The organism is Paenibacillus albiflavus, assembly GCF_004344915.1.
Classification (GTDB): Bacteria; Bacillota; Bacilli; order Paenibacillales; family NBRC-103111; genus Paenibacillus_AM; species Paenibacillus_AM albiflavus.
Genome location: NZ_SKFG01000012.1, coordinates 1 through 20176 on the forward strand (window position 1 = coordinate 1; position 20176 = coordinate 20176).

At 45.4% G+C, this 20176-nt stretch carries 17 protein-coding genes; 5 read left to right on the forward strand and 12 right to left on the reverse strand.

Annotation, left to right across the window (positions count from 1 at the left end):
• Positions 1–282 (reverse strand): transposase (locus tag E0485_RS12910; protein WP_132418475.1); only part of this gene is annotated, 282 nt, incomplete at its 3' end.
• 239 nt (positions 283–521) lie between these two features.
• Entirely contained in the window at positions 522–998 is a 477-nt protein-coding gene (locus E0485_RS12915; RefSeq protein WP_132418476.1) for a glutathione peroxidase, read from the reverse strand.
• An 86-nt stretch (positions 999–1084) separates the two neighbouring features.
• Here E0485_RS12915 and E0485_RS12920 point away from each other — a divergent pair, with 86 nt between their 5' ends.
• From E0485_RS12920 to prpB, 4 genes are all read left to right on the forward strand, one after another.
• On the forward strand, positions 1085–2434 hold the full coding sequence (locus E0485_RS12920) for an MATE family efflux transporter (protein WP_132418477.1): 1350 nt from the start codon (positions 1085–1087) through the stop codon (positions 2432–2434).
• 305 nt (positions 2435–2739) lie between these two features.
• Positions 2740–3849, forward strand: a complete 1110-nt coding sequence (gene mmgD, locus E0485_RS12925; RefSeq protein ID WP_132418478.1) for a citrate synthase — start codon at positions 2740–2742, stop codon at positions 3847–3849.
• A 50-nt stretch (positions 3850–3899) separates the two neighbouring features.
• Positions 3900–5354: a bifunctional 2-methylcitrate dehydratase/aconitate hydratase gene (locus tag E0485_RS12930; RefSeq protein ID WP_132418479.1), complete on the forward strand. Its 1455-nt coding sequence runs from the start codon at positions 3900–3902 to the stop codon at positions 5352–5354.
• A gap of 27 nt (positions 5355–5381) precedes the next feature.
• Positions 5382–6284 (forward strand): methylisocitrate lyase, encoded by a 903-nt coding sequence (gene prpB, locus E0485_RS12935; RefSeq protein WP_132418480.1) that lies wholly within the window; start codon positions 5382–5384, stop codon positions 6282–6284.
• Positions 6285–6315: 31 nt separating this feature from the next.
• On the opposite strand, the gene E0485_RS12940 is transcribed toward prpB, so the two are convergent.
• The 3 genes from E0485_RS12940 to ald all read right to left on the reverse strand — a co-directional run bounded on the left by E0485_RS12940 (position 6316) and on the right by ald (position 9990).
• A complete protein-coding gene (locus E0485_RS12940) occupies positions 6316–7182 on the reverse strand; it encodes a LysR substrate-binding domain-containing protein (protein ID WP_132418481.1) in 867 nt (288 codons plus the stop codon).
• A gap of 126 nt (positions 7183–7308) precedes the next feature.
• Positions 7309–8769, reverse strand: coding sequence for a CoA-acylating methylmalonate-semialdehyde dehydrogenase (locus E0485_RS12945; protein WP_132418482.1), 1461 nt, complete (start codon positions 8767–8769; stop codon positions 7309–7311).
• A gap of 90 nt (positions 8770–8859) precedes the next feature.
• A complete protein-coding gene (gene ald / locus E0485_RS12950) occupies positions 8860–9990 on the reverse strand; it encodes an alanine dehydrogenase (RefSeq protein ID WP_132418483.1) in 1131 nt (376 codons plus the stop codon).
• Positions 9991–10214: 224 nt separating this feature from the next.
• Between ald and E0485_RS12955 the strand changes: the two genes are divergently transcribed.
• Complete coding sequence (locus E0485_RS12955; protein ID WP_132418484.1) at positions 10215–11825, forward strand: PucR family transcriptional regulator; 1611 nt, start codon at positions 10215–10217, stop codon at positions 11823–11825.
• Here the strand turns inward: E0485_RS12955 and E0485_RS12960 are convergent.
• The 7 genes from E0485_RS12960 to E0485_RS12990 all read right to left on the reverse strand — a co-directional run bounded on the left by E0485_RS12960 (position 11822) and on the right by E0485_RS12990 (position 19980).
• Positions 11822–12040: a hypothetical protein gene (locus E0485_RS12960; protein ID WP_132418485.1), complete on the reverse strand. Its 219-nt coding sequence runs from the start codon at positions 12038–12040 to the stop codon at positions 11822–11824. The two genes, E0485_RS12955 and E0485_RS12960, sit on opposite strands and share 4 nt — an antisense overlap.
• A 40-nt stretch (positions 12041–12080) precedes the next feature.
• Entirely contained in the window at positions 12081–13505 is a 1425-nt protein-coding gene (hydA, locus tag E0485_RS12965; protein ID WP_132418486.1) for a dihydropyrimidinase, read from the reverse strand.
• Positions 13502–14800 (reverse strand): NAD-dependent dihydropyrimidine dehydrogenase subunit PreA, encoded by a 1299-nt coding sequence (gene preA / locus E0485_RS12970; RefSeq protein ID WP_132418487.1) that lies wholly within the window; start codon positions 14798–14800, stop codon positions 13502–13504. Before preA ends, hydA begins: the two co-directional genes overlap by 4 nt.
• 34 nt (positions 14801–14834) lie before the next feature.
• A complete protein-coding gene (locus tag E0485_RS12975; protein ID WP_132418488.1) occupies positions 14835–16196 on the reverse strand; it encodes an NAD(P)-dependent oxidoreductase in 1362 nt (453 codons plus the stop codon).
• 47 nt (positions 16197–16243) lie between these two features.
• A complete protein-coding gene (locus E0485_RS12980) occupies positions 16244–17125 on the reverse strand; it encodes a nitrilase-related carbon-nitrogen hydrolase (protein ID WP_132418489.1) in 882 nt (293 codons plus the stop codon).
• A gap of 44 nt (positions 17126–17169) precedes the next feature.
• A complete protein-coding gene (locus E0485_RS12985) occupies positions 17170–18426 on the reverse strand; it encodes a M20 family metallo-hydrolase (protein ID WP_132418490.1) in 1257 nt (418 codons plus the stop codon).
• 198 nt (positions 18427–18624) lie between these two features.
• A complete protein-coding gene (locus tag E0485_RS12990; RefSeq protein ID WP_132418491.1) occupies positions 18625–19980 on the reverse strand; it encodes an aspartate aminotransferase family protein in 1356 nt (451 codons plus the stop codon).
• Between the last annotated feature and the right edge of the window lie 196 nt (positions 19981–20176).

Genomic DNA, 20176 nt, shown 5'->3' on the forward strand with positions numbered 1-20176 from the left:
GATATTGATTTCAAGTTCTTTTTCTCCAAGTAGCTTCACAGCTTCATTGTATTTAACTTGAAGGTCTTGAAGTTTACCTGCATCTTGCTTTAGCTTCTCTGCTTCATCTCGTTTTTTGGCCATAAGATCGTCCACCTCATCTTGATATTGACGAACCCAGTTTCTTAGTGTTCTTGGTGACAATCCATATTGTCTTGCTACCACTTCTGTCCGGTAACCAGATAACACCTCTGCCACTAACTCTTTCTTCGTTTCCTCTGGGCTCCTAAAACGTCTTTTCATGGATTAACTCCCCCACTATCTTAGTGTATATGATACGGTTTGGAGTGTCCAAGTTGATTAGGGGGCTAAATAGTTTGTTTCCCTTTTTCGGTAATTTTTTTCGTTCGCACTCTGCCAGCGCTCTCCATACGTGCTGCCTAGCGCTATTCGGCAACTTTGGGTGCTTTTTCGGTAATTAGTTTCCCTTTTTCGGTATTATTTTACCGTTCGCACTCTGCCGACGCTCTGCCAGCGCCCTTCTATCCCAATAACTTCTGAATATCTGCTTCAATACTTGATGGATCAGTTGTTGGTGCGTAGCGATCGACCACTTTACCTGTACGGTCCACGAGGAATTTCGTAAAGTTCCATTTGATCCCATCCGTCATAAATCCAGAAGCTTCCTTCGTAAGATATTTAAATAAAGGATGAATGTTATCGCCTTTCACATCAATTTTGGCAAAAAGCGGGAACGTCACACCATAATTCAACTCGCAGAAGCTCTGAATCTCATCATTCGTGCCTGGTTCTTGACTACCGAATTGGTTGCATGGAAACGCGAGAATTTCGAAGCCTTGATCCTTATGCTTGTCATATAGCTCCTGTAATCCTTTGTACTGCGGCGTAAATCCGCATTTGCTCGCCGTATTCACAATTAATAGCACTTTGCCTTCATACTCTTGAAGGGATTTGTCCTCGCCTTGGTTGGTTTTTGCATGAAATTGATAAATATTCATTGTGTTCATCTCCCTCATTCGTTAATCTATAAGAATGATTGTATACCAATAGTCATTATTAATAAAATTAGGAACAGAGGTTCATCATGTTACAAAATTGGCGCAATGTATTAATTCTAGCATTACCTTCGTTTATGTCTTTTTTTGCTCAGACTGCTATTGGCACGGTTAATCTGATCCTAGTAGGTCATCTCGGTGCACTTAACATAGCCATCGTCGGCGTTGTTAACATTATTATGTATAACGGATTCGCGATATTCTCTGGTGTAAGCCATACCGTTAACTATCTCGTAGCTCAAGACTATGGAGCTAAAGATATCAAAACCGCTATCAAAAGAACTTATCTAGCCCTCTATCTAAGTCTATTTATTGCTGTGTTCTTATTTGCCGTCGGTTACTTCTTCTCAGGCACCATTCTGGGTTGGACGGGTGGATCTACAGCACTTGTTCATGAAGGGGAATATTATTTACAAATTCGTTTCTATGCACTTGCACTGGGCATGGTCAGCTTCATGTTTCATGGTTTCTTACGTGGTGTAGGTGATACACGAACTTCCATGATTCTATCGATCATTAGTAATGTCATGATTCTGTTCTTTGCCTATGCATTGACTTACGGACAATTTGGATTTCCTGAGTTAGGGTTGAACGGCAGCGCTTATGCCATCCTAATTGGTGAATTTACAGGGTTCATCTTAGCGTTATACGTATTCTTTATTCATTTTAACAAAAAATTCCATACATTAGTTAAAGTTGCGATCAAGCTACGTGAATTGAAGCTAATTGTCATTGAGAGCTTCAAACTTGGAATGCAAGAATTCTCCATGAGCTTTGCCATGTTCATATTTACTGTCTTTGTCGCGAGACTTGGAACGGAAGCACTAGCCGCTAATGAAGTCGCTTTGAATGTCATGTCATTTGGATTCATGCCTGCTTTTGCATTTGGAACGACTGCAACGATCTTAGTTGGTCAAGAAATCGGTAGACAGCAGCCACTCAAAGCACGCAGAGCAGGTACTGATGTCATGGTCTTAGGCTCTATTTTTCTACTGGTGCTTGGAACGTTCGAGCTTATTTTTGCCAAAGACATCGCAATGCTGTATAACAGCACAGATCCGTATGTGTATGAGACGGCAGCATTATTAATTCAGATATCAGCGTACTTGCAGCTATTTGATGGCTTCCTCAATTTTTATGCAGGTGCACTTCGAGGTATGGGAGAAACCTCTTTCCTACTCCGTATGTCTCTCATTACAAATTGGTGTGTATTCGTTCCGTTAGCTTACGTGCTCATTTTTGTGTGTGGTCTAGGCAGTATTGGTGCATGGATCTCACTGTACACCTATCTGGCTGTCATCGGTCTAGCCTTCATGTATCGCTTCTACAAATCCGACTGGTCCTCCATCCGAGCTAAGGATATGGAATCACACAATTAATAGGCAAAATGATACCCCGTTGCTCTTCTACATACTTTTGTGGAAGTACGATGGGGTTATTTTGTATTACAGAATTTATAACATTTGTGGCATAAGTTCTGAGTAATACCTTAAGAAACGTCCCCGTTCTCAAAGACGGTGAAAACGTTTCTTCTTGTTGTATTCTGTTTAACCTCTTAAACTCTACATAATCGATATTAGACGTTTCATGCATGATATCCGTATACTGGAAGTAGTAGATTGGTACAGCTTTGCTAGACCGCTTGCAGATTTAACCCAAATTGATGTAGGGGAGCGCGAAGTGGATGATCAAACAATTTCAGCCAGGTCTTGAAAATGTAATTGCGAGTGAGACGAATATTTCGTATTTGGATGTTGAGAATGAGGAGATTGTATTACGGGGCTACGATCTTATTAAGCTAGCGAAGTCAGTTACTTATTTGGATATTATCGGATTAATGCTAGATGGTTACTTGCCAACAGAAGAACAACGAGAAGATCTGGAACAAGAATTGAAAGCCAACTATGGCGTACCTCATGAAGTCATTACGATTCTGCAGTTGCTTTCTAAACAGACTCATCTTATGGACGCGCTGCGAACTGGCATCTCTGCACTTGCTGGCTATGATGAGGATTTAGAGAATCGAACAAGGGCCGCTAATCGTCGCAAAGCGATTAGACTGCTCGCCAAGGTTCCGCAAATTGTCGCGAACAGCTATCGTGCCACAATGAATCTAGAACCGATTGAACCGCGCCAAGATTTATCTTATAGCGCTAATTTTCTATACATGATTACAGGTCAGGTGCCAACTGCCATCGAAGAGCATGTATTTGATCAATCCCTTATCGTCTACAGTGAGCACGAAATGCCCAACTCTACATTCACTGCACGTGTCATCGCTTCCACTCAAGCAGATCTTTATGGAGCTTTAACAGGTGCTGTAGCCTCACTCAAAGGCACACTTCATGGCGGAGCGAATGAAGCAGTGATGCGCATGCTGTTGGAAGTTCAATCAGAAGACGAAATCGAACCGCTTATTGTAGGCAAGCTGGCACGCAAAGAACGAATCATGGGCTTTGGTCATCGTGTCTACATGAACAAGCCCGATCCACGCGCCATGCTGATGAAGGAAGCCCTGCTCCCACTCGCTGAAGCCAAGAATGAGCTGAGCCTTTACAGAATGTGTGTCATTGGTGAAGAAGTGATGAAACGTGAGAAAGGCTTGTATCCGAATCTCGATTACTACGCGGCGCCTGTCTACTATCTCCTAGGAATCCCTATTGATTTGTTTACACCTGTATTCCTTGCTGCACGTACTGTTGGCGTTAGTGCACATGTCATCGAGCAGCATGAGAACAATCGATTATTCCGACCTCGTGTGCTCTATAACGGACCTCGCGGCTTGCAAGTATAACCTCTTTTTCAAATTAATTTATAATTCAGATAATAGGAGCGATATATGTAATGAGTACTTCTACCGTAGATAATCAAGAAATTCGAATTTCTGCAACAGATCCTTTATTAGTTCAAATAGCTGAATATGCACTGCAGCAGGAGATCGTTAGTGAAGAAGCTTATCGAATCGCTCAATATATCGTCATGGACTCTCTGGGTACAGGTATCTTAGCGTTACGCTTCCCTGATTGTACCAAGCATCTTGGACCGATCATACCCGGTATCTCGGTTCAGAATGGTTGCCGCGTTCCTGGAACGCAATTCGAGCTTGATCCTGTACATGGCGCTTTCAATATCGGATGCATGATCCGCTGGTTGGATTATAACGATACTTGGCTTGCTGCTGAATGGGGGCATCCATCTGACAATCTAGGTGCGATCTTTGCAGTTGCTGATTATATCAGCCGTTGCAACGTCGCGAGCGGCAAAGCCCCTCTGACCATGAAGGATGTTTTAACCGCTGCCATTAAAGCACATGAAATTCAAGGTGTGCTCGCGCTAACTAATAGCTTCAATCGTGTTGGGCTTGATCATGTACTGCTCGTACGGATCGCTTCAACTGCGGTCGTTACCGCAATGCTAGGTGGCAATCTAGAGGAAGTCATCAATGCGATATCCAATGCTTGGCTTGATGGTGGCGCGTTAAGAACGTATCGACATGCGCCCAATACAGGTTCACGCAAATCATGGGCAGCAGGGGATGCCACCAGTCGTGCCGTGCGCCTCGCACTCATGGCAGTTAACGGTGAAATGGGTTATGCGACCGCACTCACAGCGAAGAACTGGGGCTTCCAAGACGTCCTGTTCAAAGGCAAAGAAATTGAACTTGCCCGTCCACTCGGTTCCTATGTGATGGAGAATGTACTAATCAAAATCTCCTTCCCTGCCGAATTCCATGCGCAGACTGCTGTCGAATGTGCATTCGAGCTGCATCCGATCCTCAAGGAACGGTTAGATGAGATCAGTCGCATTACCATTTATACACATGAATCAGCAATACGAATTATTGATAAAAAAGGACCTCTGCACAATCCTGCTGACAGAGATCACTGTCTGCAGTATATGGTAGCGATTGGCTTGCTATTCGGCGAGCTTAGAGCTGAGCACTATGAGCAGCAAATCGCGAATGATCCGCGGATTGATGCGCTCAGAGAAAAGATGGTCGTAATTGAGGACGAACGTTATTCGGTAGATTACCTCGATCCTGATAAGCGCTCGATTGCGAACGCGATCCAGATTCATTTTGCAGATGGAACTGAATCTCCTAAAGTCGAATGTGAGTACCCAATCGGACACCGTCGCCGTCGTGCAGAAGGATTGCCGAAAGTAATCGAGAAATTCGAGTCTAACATGCTGACTAGATTCCCTAGAAAAAGAACAGCTCAAATAGTGGAATCATCTACCAATTTCGAGAAATTCGCTGATACACCTGTTCATGAATACATCAACATGTTTGTGATTTAATTAGACATCTTCGAAGGAGGAACATCCATGTCCTGGCTATTGGAACAAGTACCAGATCAAAAACAATTAGCACTTCAGTTCAAGCAGTTAATTACAAGCGGCACCATCCTCTCAATGCCTGGTGCACATGACGGACTTGCTGCAAGAATCGCAAAGCAATTCCAATTTGAAGCGATTTATTTATCGGGTGCAGCTTATACGGCAAGTCGTGGGCTGCCTGACATCGGTCTTATTTATTCCAATGAGGTTGCAGATCGTGCGCGCGAGCTGATTCGTGCGGCAGGTCTCCCACTGCTTGTTGACATTGATACGGGCTTCGGCGGTGTACTTAACGTAATTCGTACTGCCAAAGAAATGGTTGAAGCAGGCGTCGCTGCGGTACAGATTGAAGATCAAGATTTGCCTAAGAAATGTGGGCATCTAAATGGCAAGAAGCTTATTACAACGGAAGAAATGATGCTCAAAATCCGCGCTATTAAGGAAACGAGCCCAACGCTGATCGTCGTGGCACGCACGGATGCCAAAGGCGTCGACGGAATGGACGCAGCAATCGAGAGGGCGAAGCAGTATGTCGCTGCTGGAGCGGATGCTATTTTCCCAGAGGCACTCGAGAGTGTAGAGGAATTCAAGCAATTCCGAAGCGCTATTGATGTTCCGCTATTAGCTAACATGACGGAATTCGGTAAAACGCCTTATTACACAGCAGATCAGTTCCAGGCTTGGGGCTATAACATGGTCATCTATCCCGTTACGACCATTCGTGTCGCTGCTAAGGCGTATGAACAAGTATTCGCTGAAATCAGCCGTACAGGAACACAGGTTCAGTCAGTACCTCATATGCAAACACGCAAGCAGCTCTATGAAACGATCCGCTATGATGATTATGAGAAGCTGGATTCGACGATTGCAAAGACTGTTGTGCCTGATTAAAGATAAAAGCCCTCAATAAGAGGGCTTTTATTTATACGCTCAACCGCAAAAACTCCTTCAATACATTCGTCTGCTCATCGCTTCGCCAAACGAACACGGTCTTAAGACTTGTGGTTACATCTTCAAGCTCGCGATACACGATCGCGTTATTTTGTTGATGCTTGAATGAGGCGGGAATGAGTGCGACCCCCATACCTTCGGATACGAAAGCTACGATGGTATGGATTTCGGGAACTTCAAGGGCAATTTGTGGTGAGAAGCCTGCTTGATCGCACAAGCTAATAACTGCTTCGTGATAGGTTGTTCCGTTATAGCCAGAAGACAGAATAAACTTCTCCTCCGCAAGATCCTGCATATTAATTCGCTCTTTGGATGCTAACGGATGCTCCTTAGGGAATATGGCGACAAAAGATTCATCCATGTAGACCTCAGACGTCAGAACCGGCGTTTGAATCGGATTGCGGATAACACCAAGATGAATGCTGCGGTCGTGCAAAGCTTGCAATTGGCGATCTGTCTTCATCTGATGAAGCGTCAAATCAACCATTGGATATCGGAGACGATATTGCTGAAGAATCGGGACGATATTGTAGGTGGTTGAGCCTAGAAATCCTATGACTAGTCTCCCCTTCGCTCCTTGATGCGCTTTCTCTGCTGCCGCCCTAGCCTGCTCGATATGCGCCAGCATGAAGCGCGTCTCCTCCAAGTACACTTTGCCCGCTTCCGTCAATTCAACCCGATGGGTATCTCGATAAAATAAAGGGAATCCAAGCTCATCCTCAAGCTGCCTAATCTGCTGGCTAAGCGGTGGCTGCGACATATTCAGCCGTACCGCAGCTCTTCCAAAATGCAGCTCTTCCGCAACCGTCACAAAATACCTCAAATGTCGCAGTTCCATCGACTTGCTCCCCTCACGAATCGTCCTTACTCTTATGAAAATGATATCATCGGCAGAATTTTCGGTCAAATAACAACCAAAAAAGCGCCTACCCCCTACGGGCAGACGCTCCTGATTTAAATCATTTCAGAACCAGCGAGATGTGACCATTTTCTTGCGGGTAAAGAACAGAACGCCATCCATGCCATTCGTGCCGAGATCACCGTAGAAGGAATCTTTATTCCCTGCAAAAGTAAACAATGCCATCGGCGCAGGTACATTGACGTTAATGCCAATCATCCCAGCATCGATATTTTCTCGGAAATACCGCATATGCTCGCCTGATGAAGTATAGATAATCGCTCCATTAGCAAATTGGGATTGGTTCGTTAAGGCAATACCTTCATCCAGGTCCTTTATCCGGACAATGCTGAGGACTGGAGCAAAAATTTCTTCTTTCCATATCCGCATATCAGGCGTGACATGATCAAAGATGGTTGCGCCAAGGAAGTACCCATTCGGATGCTTCTGTATGGCAATTCGCCCGTCAAGCAGCAGCTTCGCTTGCTCAGCTTCCCCACTCTCAACAAGTCCAATTACCCGTTGACGATGGGATTCACGAATAAGCGGTGAGATGAAGGTATCAGGGTCAAGCCCATCCCCTACAACCAACTTCTCCGATTCACTTACTAATAATTCGATGAATTCATCTGCGATTTCATCGACAACCGCTACAACGGAGGTTGCCATGCAGCGTTCTCCTGAGCTGCCGAACGCTGCCAGAATAATGCCTTGCACGGTTTTCTCCAAATTGCAGTCAGGCATTACGATAGCGTGATTCTTCGCACCTGCAAGCGCTTGGACACGCTTCCCATGTGCACAGCCTGTCGTATACACATGCTGAGCCACTGGCTGTGAGCCGACGAATGAAACAGCCTTAATCGTCTTATGCTCCAGAATCCCATTCACAATTTCATGTGCGCCGTGAACCAGATTCAGAACACCGCTTGGTAGACCTGCTTCAACCATAAGCTCAACCAGTCGTTGTGCCAGTAAAGGCGTGCGCTCCGAAGGCTTGAGGATGAATGTATTGCCGCATGCAATCGCAACCGGGAATATCCAGAGCGGAACCATCATCGGAAAATTAAACGGTGTAATCCCAGCCACAACACCGAGTGGATAGCGATAAGTCGTCCCTTCGATTTCATTGGCAATCTCAGGTAGAGCCTGCCCCATCATCATCATTGGAGTCGCTGTTGCTGCTTCAACTGATTCAATGCCTCGCTGAACTTCTCCACGAGCGTCCTTCAAGTTCTTGCCATGTTCTCTAACAATGGTTTCTGCTAATTCTTCTGCATGCTGCGTCAATAAGTGGATATAACGAAATAGAATACGAGTACGGTTAGGAACTGGTGTCTTACTCCATGTCTGGAAAGCAATCTCTGCTACTTGAACAGCTTGATTCAAATCTTCCCTTGATGATAGTGGCACTTCTGCTATGACTTCACCTGTCGCTGGATTAAAGACGGGCTCATACTTGTCAGAGCTTGCAGGAATCCATTGCCCATTTACAAAATTGTTAAGCTTTTGGATCGTTCCAATTGCCATAACCCTACCTCTTTTCTTAAAATATCAGAATGTATAAGTCTTACACCATACATGGATATTTCTTGCAGAAAACCGTTTCTTCTTATTCTGTTATGCGTTTCCTTTACCTGAGAGCACAAGCTCAAGCGATGCTCCATTAAATTGATGCGCTTCAGCAACAGCTGGATGCGTAACGAATCCACCCATTGTGTTAATCCCTTTGGCAAGTACATGACTAATGCTGTCTAATTGATCATTGCCTTTGCTTGCAAGCTGAACGGCATAAGGAAGTGTAGCATTCGTCAATGCCCAAGTCGAAGTATAAGGCACAGCACCCGGCATATTCGCTACCGCATAGTGCAGTACGCCATGCTTTTCAAATACAGGATCATCATGCGTTGTGATGCGATCAATCGTTTCCACGATACCGCCTTGGTCAACAGCAACGTCAATCACAACACCGCCACGACCCATTGAACGGATCATTGCTTCATTAATCAGCTTAGGTGCTTTAGCACCTGGAATCAGCACAGCGCCGATGACAAGATCAGCTTCTGCAACGGCTTGCGATACATGATACGGATTGGATACAAGTGTCTGTACGCTTTTGCCAAATAGATCATCTAACGCTCTAAGCCTTGCTAAGTCCGTATCCAGAATCGTTACGTCTGCGCCAAGACCGCTCGCAATTTTGGCAGCACTCGTCCCTACAATACCACCGCCGATAATCGCTACTTTCCCTCTGCGAACACCAGGTACGCCACCAAGTAGAATACCTTTGCCACCTCTCACTTTCTCTAAGAACTGAGCGCCGATTTGAGGTGCCATGCGTCCAGCGATCTCACTCATAGGCGTTAGTAGTGGAAGTTGTCCGTTATCTAATTGAACCGTTTCGTATGCAATACCGATTACTTTTTTCTCTACAAGAGCTTTCGTAAGCTCCAAATCTGCTGCCAGATGCAAGTAAGTGAACAGAATTTGTCCTTCAAAGAAATAACCATACTCTTCAGGCAAAGGCTCTTTGACCTTCATCACCATGGCTCTATTCCAAGCATCTGCTGCCGTAGGAACAATCGTAGCTCCTGCATCCTGATAATCTTTATCTGTGAATCCAGAGCCAATTCCTGCTCCTGTCTCGATAAATACTTGATGATCTCTGCGAGTCATTTCATGTACACCTGCTGGTGTAATTGCTACCCTGTTTTCATTTGCTTTAATCTCTTTTGGAACCCCTATTTCCATGTTCAAAATCACCTGATCCTCTCTATTGTGCCAATAAGCTAAAATGTATGAAACCGAATACAACAAGAATACAGTAGCTCAAACGCGTATACATTAGACAAATTGCAAAAAATATCTAAATATGAATGAACATAGTGTATAATGGTTGTTACATCATGGTTTACCGACACAAATAAAATCAATGACCTACATCACATATTCACTCGGTAAAGGAATGATCTGTAATGGCTCGATCCCTGCTCCAATTAACGATCAAGGACATTTTAAAACGCCCATTATTTCGAGATGCTGAAGTATTAGCAAGCGAAACTGCCCTTAAACGTGTCGTACGCTGGGTTCATATTATTGAAGTTAGCCAAGTCGGCCATTTGCTCAATGGTAAAGAACTCATTCTTTCCACAGGCATCGGCTGGAATGATGATCCAGAACTTAGCGTCGCGTTCCTGCAGCAATTAATCGATTGCGGTGCTGCTGGTCTATGTATCGAATTGATCTATACCAAACAGCCGTTACAGGAAATGAAGGAGCTTGCAATTAGAGAGAATTTCCCGCTTATTCTATTTCATAAAGAAGTGCGCTACATTGATATTACACAGGATTTACACACTATTTTTATCAATCGCCATCATCAAATGGTCTCCGACTTAGAAAGTCTATCCGCCAGATTCAATCAGCTTCTGCTATCAGGTCAAGGTATTACTTCCCTGCTTGAACTATTGCAAGAGGCTACACACGCACAAGTCGCCTTATTTCCTCTCGAGAGAGAAGCTGAGTATGTCCCTCCCCTTCCCAAGAACAAAGCAGAAGCGTTGTATCATAATTGGCTTGCTAACAAGCATTCGACTACCTTAGAAGTCAAAAGACGAACAGCACATCGCCCGATTCTAGCGCTCGATCATTTATTCGCCGATCTCATTATTTATTCCGATAAAGAATTAAGTGAATTTGATATCCTGGCTTTGGACCGTTGTTCAACAGCTGTCGCTCAAGAAATTATGCGCACTAGCTATATGGAAGAGAAGCGCAGATTCAAGGAGGATCTATGGATCATTGACTGGCTAACAGGTCAGCATTCCTTCAAGGAAGTTCGCGATTACATTCATTCCATCAACAGTACAATCAAGCTGAATAAAGGCGTTGTCTGCTTATTCGAACCCGAACAAAAGCATTATGATGATCAGGCTTTCGAATCGACCTATATTCAGAAGACTATGATTGCTCGGTCAGTTATTGAGAAGCAAGGATTCTTCCTGCTCTCCACGCTTTTTAACAAACAGATCGTGTACATCCTGCTAGATCAATTTAACCGTACTACCAAGATGGACACCATCTTAGAACTGATTCACCGCCTGCAAAAAGGAGAGGAGAATCAGAAGCTTCGCTTATTCTCGCATCGAATAGGTGTCGGCAAGGAAATAGCAGATCTGGCCCAAATTCAAAAAAGCTATGAATCAGCGCAAGAAACGATTCTGATCCAGAAGGATATTGGTCCGCTCAAGAAACCATTCTATAGCGAGCTGCATGTGCATCGCATCATCTCCAGTCTGAAGAAAACAGGCGGTCTTACTTCTTTCATCGAAGAATACATTGGCCCTGTCATTCAATATGATTTGGGGAAGAATAGCCAGCTGCTCCGTACGCTTAAGGTATACCTGCTGATGTCCTGCTCCAAGCAAGATACAGCTAAAGAGCTCTTTATAGTGCGGCAAACCCTCTATCACCGATTGGATAAGATTGCTTCCTTATTAGGGGAAGATTTCGTCCAGCACGAGAAGCGACTCGCTATAGAGCTTGCATTGCATGCGTATGAATACTTGAACGGATCGTTAACTTAGGCTCCAAGTCCCTGATTCATCAGCAGATTGCCAAGATGAATTCTGGCATCTGCTGTTAGAATATGCAGGATAACTTGATCACCAGATGGATCTGGACTCGTCAGCTCTACCCACGCACCGCTTAAATCCTCGTTAACCATTGTAATCGAGAAGCCCTGCGCGATATAACGATTCAGCTTCTGCATTTCCACAAGTACTTCTTCGTAAAATGACATCGATTATCTCCTCCCTGTTCCTCGTATGGGAAAGATGATTCTAAGAATTAATCATCACTTTGGCAGCGTGATCGTTATCAGTGGTGCCATATTTATTCCGTTTGATATAGCGACCAGATCCAACTGTGCCAACGAATTGTTTATTGCGAATAATGAACTCGCCTCGAGACAGCACCGACACTGGTTCACCTGTTACTTTCATTCCTTCAAATGCACTATAATCGACCTTCATATGGTGCGTCTCTGCTGATAAGACCCGCTCCACATTCGGATCAAACAGTACAATATCCGCATCACTGCCAACAGCAATCGTTCCTTTGCGTGGGAAGAGACCGAACAGCTTACTGCTCCTTGTAGAGATGATATCGACGAATTGATTAATCGTAATCCGATTCTTGCGTACACCTTCAGAAAAAAGCAGGCTAAAGCGATCCTCAATTATCGGTCCACCGTTAGGGATTTTGCTAAAATCTCCTCTGCCCAGTTCTTTCTGACCCTTAAAGTTAAAGGAGCATTGATCGGAGCCAACCGTCTGAAGTTGACCATTCTTAAGTGCATTCCATAATACTTCCTGATTCCAAGCCTCACGAAGCGGAGGTGACCATACATACTTCGCACCTTCAAAATTAGGTCGCTCCAGATCCGTCTGATCCAGCACGAGATATTGCGGACAAGTTTCTCCCCAAATCTCCAGCCCCTGATTTCGTGCCTCAGCAATCTGTTCGACTGCTGCTGCGCATGTAACATGTACGACATATAGCTGTGAATCCGCTAATGCTGTTAGGCGCACTGCTCTGCCTGTCGCTTCTCCCTCTAGCTCAGGAGGACGCGTCAGCGCATGATAGATCGGATCTGTCTGGTTCTGCTCAAGCGCCTGTTTGACAAGATAATCGATGACGTCCCCATTCTCGGCATGCACCATAACCAGGGCTCCAAGTTCTTTGGCAGTCAATAAAGTCCGATACAAGGTTCCGTCATCAGCTTGAAGAACATTCTTGTATGCCATAAATACTTTGAAAGATGTAACCCCTTCGTTATCGATCACAGCAGGCAGTTCAGCTAACACTTCATCATTGATCTCTGATATCATCAAATGAAATCCATAATCAATCACTGCCTTGCCTTCTGCTTTCGCATGCCAAGTGTCGAGCGCGCTTTGAAGTGGCTCGCCTTTGGTCGTTAAGCAGAAATCGACGATGGTAGTCGTTCCACCATAAGCAGCTGCAATCGTTCCGCTCTCAAAATCATCTATCGTTACCGTACCTCCAAACGGCATATCCAAATGGGTATGAGGATCGACTCCGCCAGGGAAGACATAATGCCCAGAAGCATCTACAACTTCTGCTCCATCCTCTTCAAGCTGTAATCCAATTGCTTCAATTATCCCGTCACGAATCAGAATATCTGCCTGATAAGTATCCGTTGCTGTTACGATTGTACCCCCACGTATTAGCTTCACTGTCATGAAATCGCCTCCTTATTAATCGAGCTTGAACCCATTCCCACTGCTGCTAGCGCCTGTTGTCTCTGGTTCCATGACATAGGCGCTAAACCGGATGAAAGTTGGACCATATCAATAGCACCATCAACAGGGCAGACGATTGAGCAAAGATTGCAACCAACACAATCCTCTTCTCTCACCTTGAGATAAGCTTGGCCGTTTGCATCGATATGACGTTCGATACATTGATGCGAGGTATCTTCGCAAGCAATATGACACTTATTACAATTAATACAAGTTTCTGTATTGATTTGAGCCACTATTTTATAATTCAGATCCAGATCGCCCCAACTGCTGTAACGCTCAACCGATTTGCCGACCAGATCACTTACGCTTGCAATCCCTTTATCATCCAAATAATCATTGAGACCCGTCACAAGTTCATCTATGATACGGAAGCCGTGGTGCATAGCTGCTGTACAGATTTGTACACCTGAAGCACCCATCAGCATGAATTCAACCGTATCCTGCCAGTTCGAAATACCGCCAATTCCCGAAATCGGAATGCCTACGAGCGGATCTCTCGCACATTCAGCGAGCATGTTAAGAGCGATTGGTTTGACCGCAGGGCCACAGTACCCGCCGTGTGCACCCTTACCGCCGACATGTGGAATCGTATTCCAGGTATGAATGTCCACACCCGCCAAAGAATTAATCGTATTAATTAGAGAGATGGCATCGGCACCACCTCTAGCTGCTGCCCTTGCAGTAGCTGTAATATCTGTTATATTAGGCGTTAATTTCACAATGACAGGCGTCTGCGCAGCTTCCTTGGCCCACATCGTCTGCGCTTCCACCAAGTCAGGCTGCTGACCCGAGGCTGCACCCATTCCACGCTCAGCCATTCCATGCGGACAGCCAAAGTTAAGCTCTAGGCCGTCTACGCCAACCGCTTCAACCCGCTTCACAATTTCATGCCATTTCTCTCGCTTGGGCTCGACCATTAAAGAAACGACGAGTGCGTGATTTGGGAATCTTTTTTTCGTCTCATAAATTTCTTTGAGATTGACTTCCAGTGGTCTATCTGTAATCAACTCAATATTGTTAAAGCCTGCTACTCGCTGACCATTGAAATTGATCGCTGCAAAGCGTGAGGATGTGTTGATAATCGGATCGCCTAACGTCTTCCACACAGCTCCACCCCAGCCTGCTTCGAACGCACGTTGTACTTGATACCCTGTGTTGGTCGGGGGTGCAGAAGCAAGCCAGAATGGGTTAGGAGATGAAATACCAGCTAAATTAATACTTAAATCAGCCATACATGTTCCTCCTTGTTCATCATGATCATAACCTTTAAGCAGTTTCGCTTACTGATTGAATGAGCTGCTGATAGATCGCATAAGCTGTAAGCTTGCCTTGCTGAGCAGCTGATACGACCATGGCTTCACCTTGCCCGTCGCCAAAGATTACATCACCTGCCGCATAGATCCGTGGATTTGAAGTCTGGAATGTCTCCGTATTCACCTTTACAACGCCATGGCGATGCTCGATCTGCAAGGATTCAACGAGTGGCAAATGTCGGGTCTGGCCGATTGCCTTGACTACAGCATCTACCTCCATCACAAATTCAGATCCCTCAATAGCTACAGGTCTTGGACGACCTCCATCCTGCGCTTCCTCCAGCATCATTCGAACACATTCTAACCCTATCACTCTGCCATCCGAGTTACCGATAATCCGCTTAGGCGCTGTTAGCCAGCGGAATTCAACACCATCCTGCTTCGCAAATTCATATTCAAAATCATACGCCGTCATTTCATCGCGCGTACGTCTGTACAGCATTTTTACATTACTAGCGCCAAGTCTTATCGAGCATGTCGCCGCATCGATTGCCGTATTGCCTGCCCCGATTACAGCTACACGCGCTCCTGCCAGCTCAGCAGGCTCTCCAACCTTCGTAGATTCAACGAGCTCAATGGCATCATAGACATCTTGCAGCTCCTCGCCTTCAATGCCCAGCATTGGAACACGAGACATACCCGCAGCAAGCACAATGGCATCGTAATCGCGCTGCAATTCCTCTACGGTGATATCTTCTCCGACCTTCACGCCTGTTCGAATATCGACGCCTAGTCCCCGTACCTGTTCTACTTCCCATAAAGAAATCTCCTGTGGCAATCGGAACGACACGATCCCGAACGTATTAAGCCCTCCGGCGGATGGCTTCGCCTCATAGATCGTAACAGAGAAACCGAATCTCGCTAATTCGCGAGCAGCCGATAGCCCTGCTGGTCCACCGCCAATTACGGCTACTGACTTCCCATTGCTAGCTCCTGCTTTGAAGAGCTGCTGCTCATTATGAATCGCCCAATCTGTCGCATAACGCTGCAGATCACCAATCATTATCGGTTTGGACGAATGATTGAGCACACAAGCGCCTTCACACAGCTCCACCGTTGGACATACACGTGAGCAGCTAGCGCCAACCGGGTTCGATTCCATGATCGTTCGTGCTGCTCCTTTGATATTGTTAACGGCAATGCTTTTGATAAAAGAAGGAATGTTAATACCTGTCGGACATGCTGCAATACATGGTGCATCGTAGCAATATAAGCATCTGTTTGATTCCTCTTGTGCTTCCTTAGGCCGCATACCAAGCTTGATTTCTGCAAAATTACGTTTCATCTGGTCGATGGATATAAATGTGCTCTTCATCTCAAGCGTCACCTTCTTTGTGCATTATCGTAAATCAGATCTTCATGCTATAAGCTAACGATGTGCTCATAAGTTTCCGGTCTTCGATCTCGATAGAACTGCCATACGTTGCGAACCTCCCGAATGACCTCCTTGTCCATTACACCAATAACGACCTCATCCTGATCCCTGCTACCAATTGCTACGATTGATCCTCGTGGATCAACTAAGTAAGATTGACCATAGAATTCCCCCATATTCCAGGGCGCTTCAAACCCTACACGATTGACCGCAGCTACATAATATCCATTGGCAACCGCATGTGCGGGCTGCTCCAGCTTCCATAAATACTCCGAGGTTCCCGCCACAGTCGCTGATGGATTGAACACAATCTCCGCTCCATTCAGTCCAAGCAGTCTTGCCCCTTCTGGAAAATGCCGATCATAGCAAATATAAACACCAACTTTGGCAAATGCAGTATCAAACACGGGATATCCCACATTCCCTGGTTTAAAATAATACTTCTCCCAGAAGCCACAGCTCCCATCACCTGCTGCAACTTGCGGAATGTGGTGTTTACGATATTTGCCCAGATAGCGTCCGTCCGCATCAATCACGGCTGCTGTGTTGTAATACGAGGCAATCCCTTCTTTTTCATAAATAGGCAAAATGATAACAACACCGAGTTCCTTCGCAAGCTCTTGAAATAGCTTGGTCGTCGGTCCATTCGGTATCTCTTCAGCTGCTTCGTACCACTTCGTCTTCTGCTCGGAACAGAAGTATGGCCCATAGAAAATCTCTTGCAAACAAATGATTTGCGCACCTTTGCTCGCTGCTTCTCGTACAAGTCTGACATGCTTATCAATGGCAGCACGCTTGTGTACATCAACCGGCTCATCGCCATGCACTTCGTTGGAAGCTTGAATTAATCCAATAGTTACCTTGCTCATAGACTCACTCCTTTATCGTTTGGACAAAACTTTAAGAGTTAAACCTAAATCTGCTGCAAGATTTGCTGGACGGTTCGGTATAGAAGTTCAGTACCTAATGAAATATCTTCAGGGGAGGAATATTCTAGAGGATTATGACTAATGCCAGCCTTGCTTCTAACAAAGATCATGCCATAGTCACATGCATAGGACATTACAAGTGAATCGTGAAACGGACCGCTCATGAGCTCGGGGATCGTTATACCAAGCTGCAATGCTTGATCTCTCATGATGTCCTTAATCCAGTCGGCGCAATAGCGTGGCTCACTATTCGTGTCTTCACGCACGGTGTATGTTAGGCCATGCTCTGCTGCTACATCTACAAGGATCGTCATGAACCTCTCTTCCAGACGGTGACGACGGTCTATATCTATATCTCGTAAATCAACAGTAAACGAAACCTTCTCAGGAATAATATTGCGTGAATCAGGAAAAACCGACAAAGAGCCAACGGTTCCAACAGTAGGAGCACCCGGCTCACTACGAGCAAGCTCATTGAGTGCCACGATGATTTTGGCCGCCCCAAGCAGAGCATCTTGGCGCATGTTCATAGGCACTGAGCCTGTATGTCCAGCTACGCCTGTCATTTCGACGGTTAACCAGAGGGGGCCAGATATACCCGATACAATGCCAATTTGATGTCCTTGTGCTTCTAGTACAGGACCTTGCTCAATATGCAGTTCGAGAAATGCACCGATACTTCCTTCAGCATAGCGCGACTCTTCAAAGCGTTCCGGATCACAGCCACAATCAAGTAAAGCTTGCCTGCGCGTAATGCCATTCTTATCGACACGCTCTAGCTCCCCTTCCTCCAGCTTGCCCATGATCCCTCTGGAGCCGAACAGACCTTTGTTAAACCGACTGCCCTCCTCATCACAGAACGCGACGACTTCAATCGGCATCACAGGCGTGATCTTCTGCTCCATGATCGTCTGTACAACTTCCAGTGCACCCAGTACCCCGATTGCTCCATCATATCTGCCGCCATATGGCTGGGAATCGATGTGAGAGCCGAGCATCAGAATCGGCGCATCCGGATTCTGACCTTCCAATCTACCAATTAGGTTGCCAAAATGATCTACCCTCGGCTGTAGGCCGAGTTCTTCCATCCACGATTTCACGAGCTGAACGCCTTCATAATCTTCCTTGGAAAGCGCAAGCCTGCACACGCCAGTGTCACCGATACGGCCAATCTGTGCAAGCTCATACAAACGATCTTGTAAGCGTTTACTATTGATAAATTGCGCATGGGTTGTGGACATCAGATACAACTCCTTTGCTGAGTAGAATTGAGATTAATTATATATCTATAATCTACCAATTCCATTATACATAACGTTTTATTAGATAAGGAAGTATTTTTACAAAACGTAAAATTAAGGAAATTATAGAGCTGTGAGGACGGATCATTCTTACGATCCCGTCCTCTCCGCTTCTTTCGCTATTTAGGCGCATTCAGTTTACAGTTGTGCCATTGCATTCTGCACGATTTGACCGATCAAATCCAATTCCTCTTCCGTTGTTACAAACGGTGGTGCAATCGTCAATATATTTGCATAGCCTGGAACGGTATCGCCATTCTTTCCGATGATAAGCCCTTGCTGCTTGCAGCTTTGGATTACTTTGAGTACTTTATCTGGGGACGCTGGCGTCTTACTTGCCTTATCTTCAACAAGTTCAATTCCACACATGAAGCCAAAATAACGAATGTCTCCAACGTTCGGATGTTCAGCTACTACTGAAATCCGCTTACGCAGCTCTTCACCAAGATAAGCAGAGCGCGCAACGAGGTCTTCCCGCTCCATAATATTCATATTCTCTAATCCGACAGCGCAAGATACCGGATTACCACCGAATGTATTCACATGCCTGAAATGAGAAGTAGGCTCATTCCCCTTGAATGTCTCATAAAGATCCGCTCGAACTGCAGTTGCGGATAGCGGTGAATATGCGCTCGTTAAACCTTTAGCCATCGTAACAAAATCAGGCTGTACCCCATAGTTCTGATGCCCAAAACGTTGACCAGATCGACCAAATCCGCAGATTACCTCATCGGCGATGAGCATCACACCGTACTTATCACATATCGCGCGAACCTGAGCCAAATAGTCGTCTGGCGGAACAATCACACCTCCGCCTGTAATGGTCGGCTCCAGAATAACTCCTGCGATCGTTTCTGGTCCTTCAGCGATGATCGTGTCTTCATAAGCCTTGGCACATTCCATCGCGCAATTACTTTCCGATTGTCCAAACGGGCAGCGATAGCAATAAGGAGGGGGGACATGGACAAACCCTGTACCAAGCGGTTCATATTTGATTTTACGGCTGCTTTGTCCAGTTGCGCCAAGCGCTCCCATCGAGTTGCCATGATAGGCACGATATCTCGAAATGAACTTGTATCGAGTCGCCTCACCCTTCTGGTGATAATATTGTCTAATGATTTTGAAGGCAACTTCATTGGCATCCGAACCTGAGTTGGAGAAGAAGATCCGATAGTCGCCTTCCAGCCAGTCATTAATTTTTTCTGCTAAACGAATGCCTGGTTCATGCGATTGCGACATTGGAGAATAGGCTAATGTCTTCATCTGCTCGTATGCCTTCTCAGCAATTTCCACTCGACCATGTCCGACATTCACACACCATAGACCTGACATTCCGTCCAAAAACTTGTTACCCTCAACATCCGTAATCCAACTTCCTTCACCAGAGGCGACAATCATCGGGTTATCATTATGCGGGGACATATGATGCCAGACATACTTGCGATCCTTCTCTAGCAATTCTTCCTTCAGCGCCTTATTCTCCACCGTGTTCACCGAACATTCCCCCTCATCGTTCATCCTATGCGGAACCTAATCTGCACCTATTAAGCTCCATTATAGGAATGCGATGCTCGTATTGCATTATACAAACTGTTTTTGAAAATAGTGGGAAATTATTACATTGTGTAAAACGCTTACATCCAATCTGGGCGCAGTCTCTATTAACAGGCTGTAAAACTATAAAATGAAT

What these genes read in the sequence shown, in the direction of transcription:
- ald (WP_132418483.1), bottom strand. Translation starts at nt 9,990, where the DNA reads ATGGAAATAGGGGTTCCAAAAGAGATTAAAGCAAATGAAAACAGGGTA.
- prpB (WP_132418480.1), top strand. Translation starts at nt 5,382, where the DNA reads ATGTCCTGGCTATTGGAACAAGTACCAGATCAAAAACAATTAGCACTT.
- E0485_RS12975 (WP_132418488.1), bottom strand. Translation starts at nt 16,196, where the DNA reads ATGAAGAGCACATTTATATCCATCGACCAGATGAAACGTAATTTTGCA.
- E0485_RS12915 (WP_132418476.1), bottom strand. Translation starts at nt 998, where the DNA reads ATGAATATTTATCAATTTCATGCAAAAACCAACCAAGGCGAGGACAAA.
- E0485_RS12980 (WP_132418489.1), bottom strand. Translation starts at nt 17,125, where the DNA reads ATGAGCAAGGTAACTATTGGATTAATTCAAGCTTCCAACGAAGTGCAT.
- preA (WP_132418487.1), bottom strand. Translation starts at nt 14,800, where the DNA reads ATGGCTGATTTAAGTATTAATTTAGCTGGTATTTCATCTCCTAACCCA.
- E0485_RS12985 (WP_132418490.1), bottom strand. Translation starts at nt 18,426, where the DNA reads ATGTCCACAACCCATGCGCAATTTATCAATAGTAAACGCTTACAAGAT.
- E0485_RS12960 (WP_132418485.1), bottom strand. Translation starts at nt 12,040, where the DNA reads ATGTCATTTTACGAAGAAGTACTTGTGGAAATGCAGAAGCTGAATCGT.
- E0485_RS12945 (WP_132418482.1), bottom strand. Translation starts at nt 8,769, where the DNA reads ATGGCAATTGGAACGATCCAAAAGCTTAACAATTTTGTAAATGGGCAA.
- E0485_RS12920 (WP_132418477.1), top strand. Translation starts at nt 1,085, where the DNA reads ATGTTACAAAATTGGCGCAATGTATTAATTCTAGCATTACCTTCGTTT.
- E0485_RS12955 (WP_132418484.1), top strand. Translation starts at nt 10,215, where the DNA reads ATGGCTCGATCCCTGCTCCAATTAACGATCAAGGACATTTTAAAACGC.
- mmgD (WP_132418478.1), top strand. Translation starts at nt 2,740, where the DNA reads ATGATCAAACAATTTCAGCCAGGTCTTGAAAATGTAATTGCGAGTGAG.
- hydA (WP_132418486.1), bottom strand. Translation starts at nt 13,505, where the DNA reads ATGACAGTGAAGCTAATACGTGGGGGTACAATCGTAACAGCAACGGAT.
- E0485_RS12940 (WP_132418481.1), bottom strand. Translation starts at nt 7,182, where the DNA reads ATGGAACTGCGACATTTGAGGTATTTTGTGACGGTTGCGGAAGAGCTG.
- E0485_RS12930 (WP_132418479.1), top strand. Translation starts at nt 3,900, where the DNA reads ATGAGTACTTCTACCGTAGATAATCAAGAAATTCGAATTTCTGCAACA.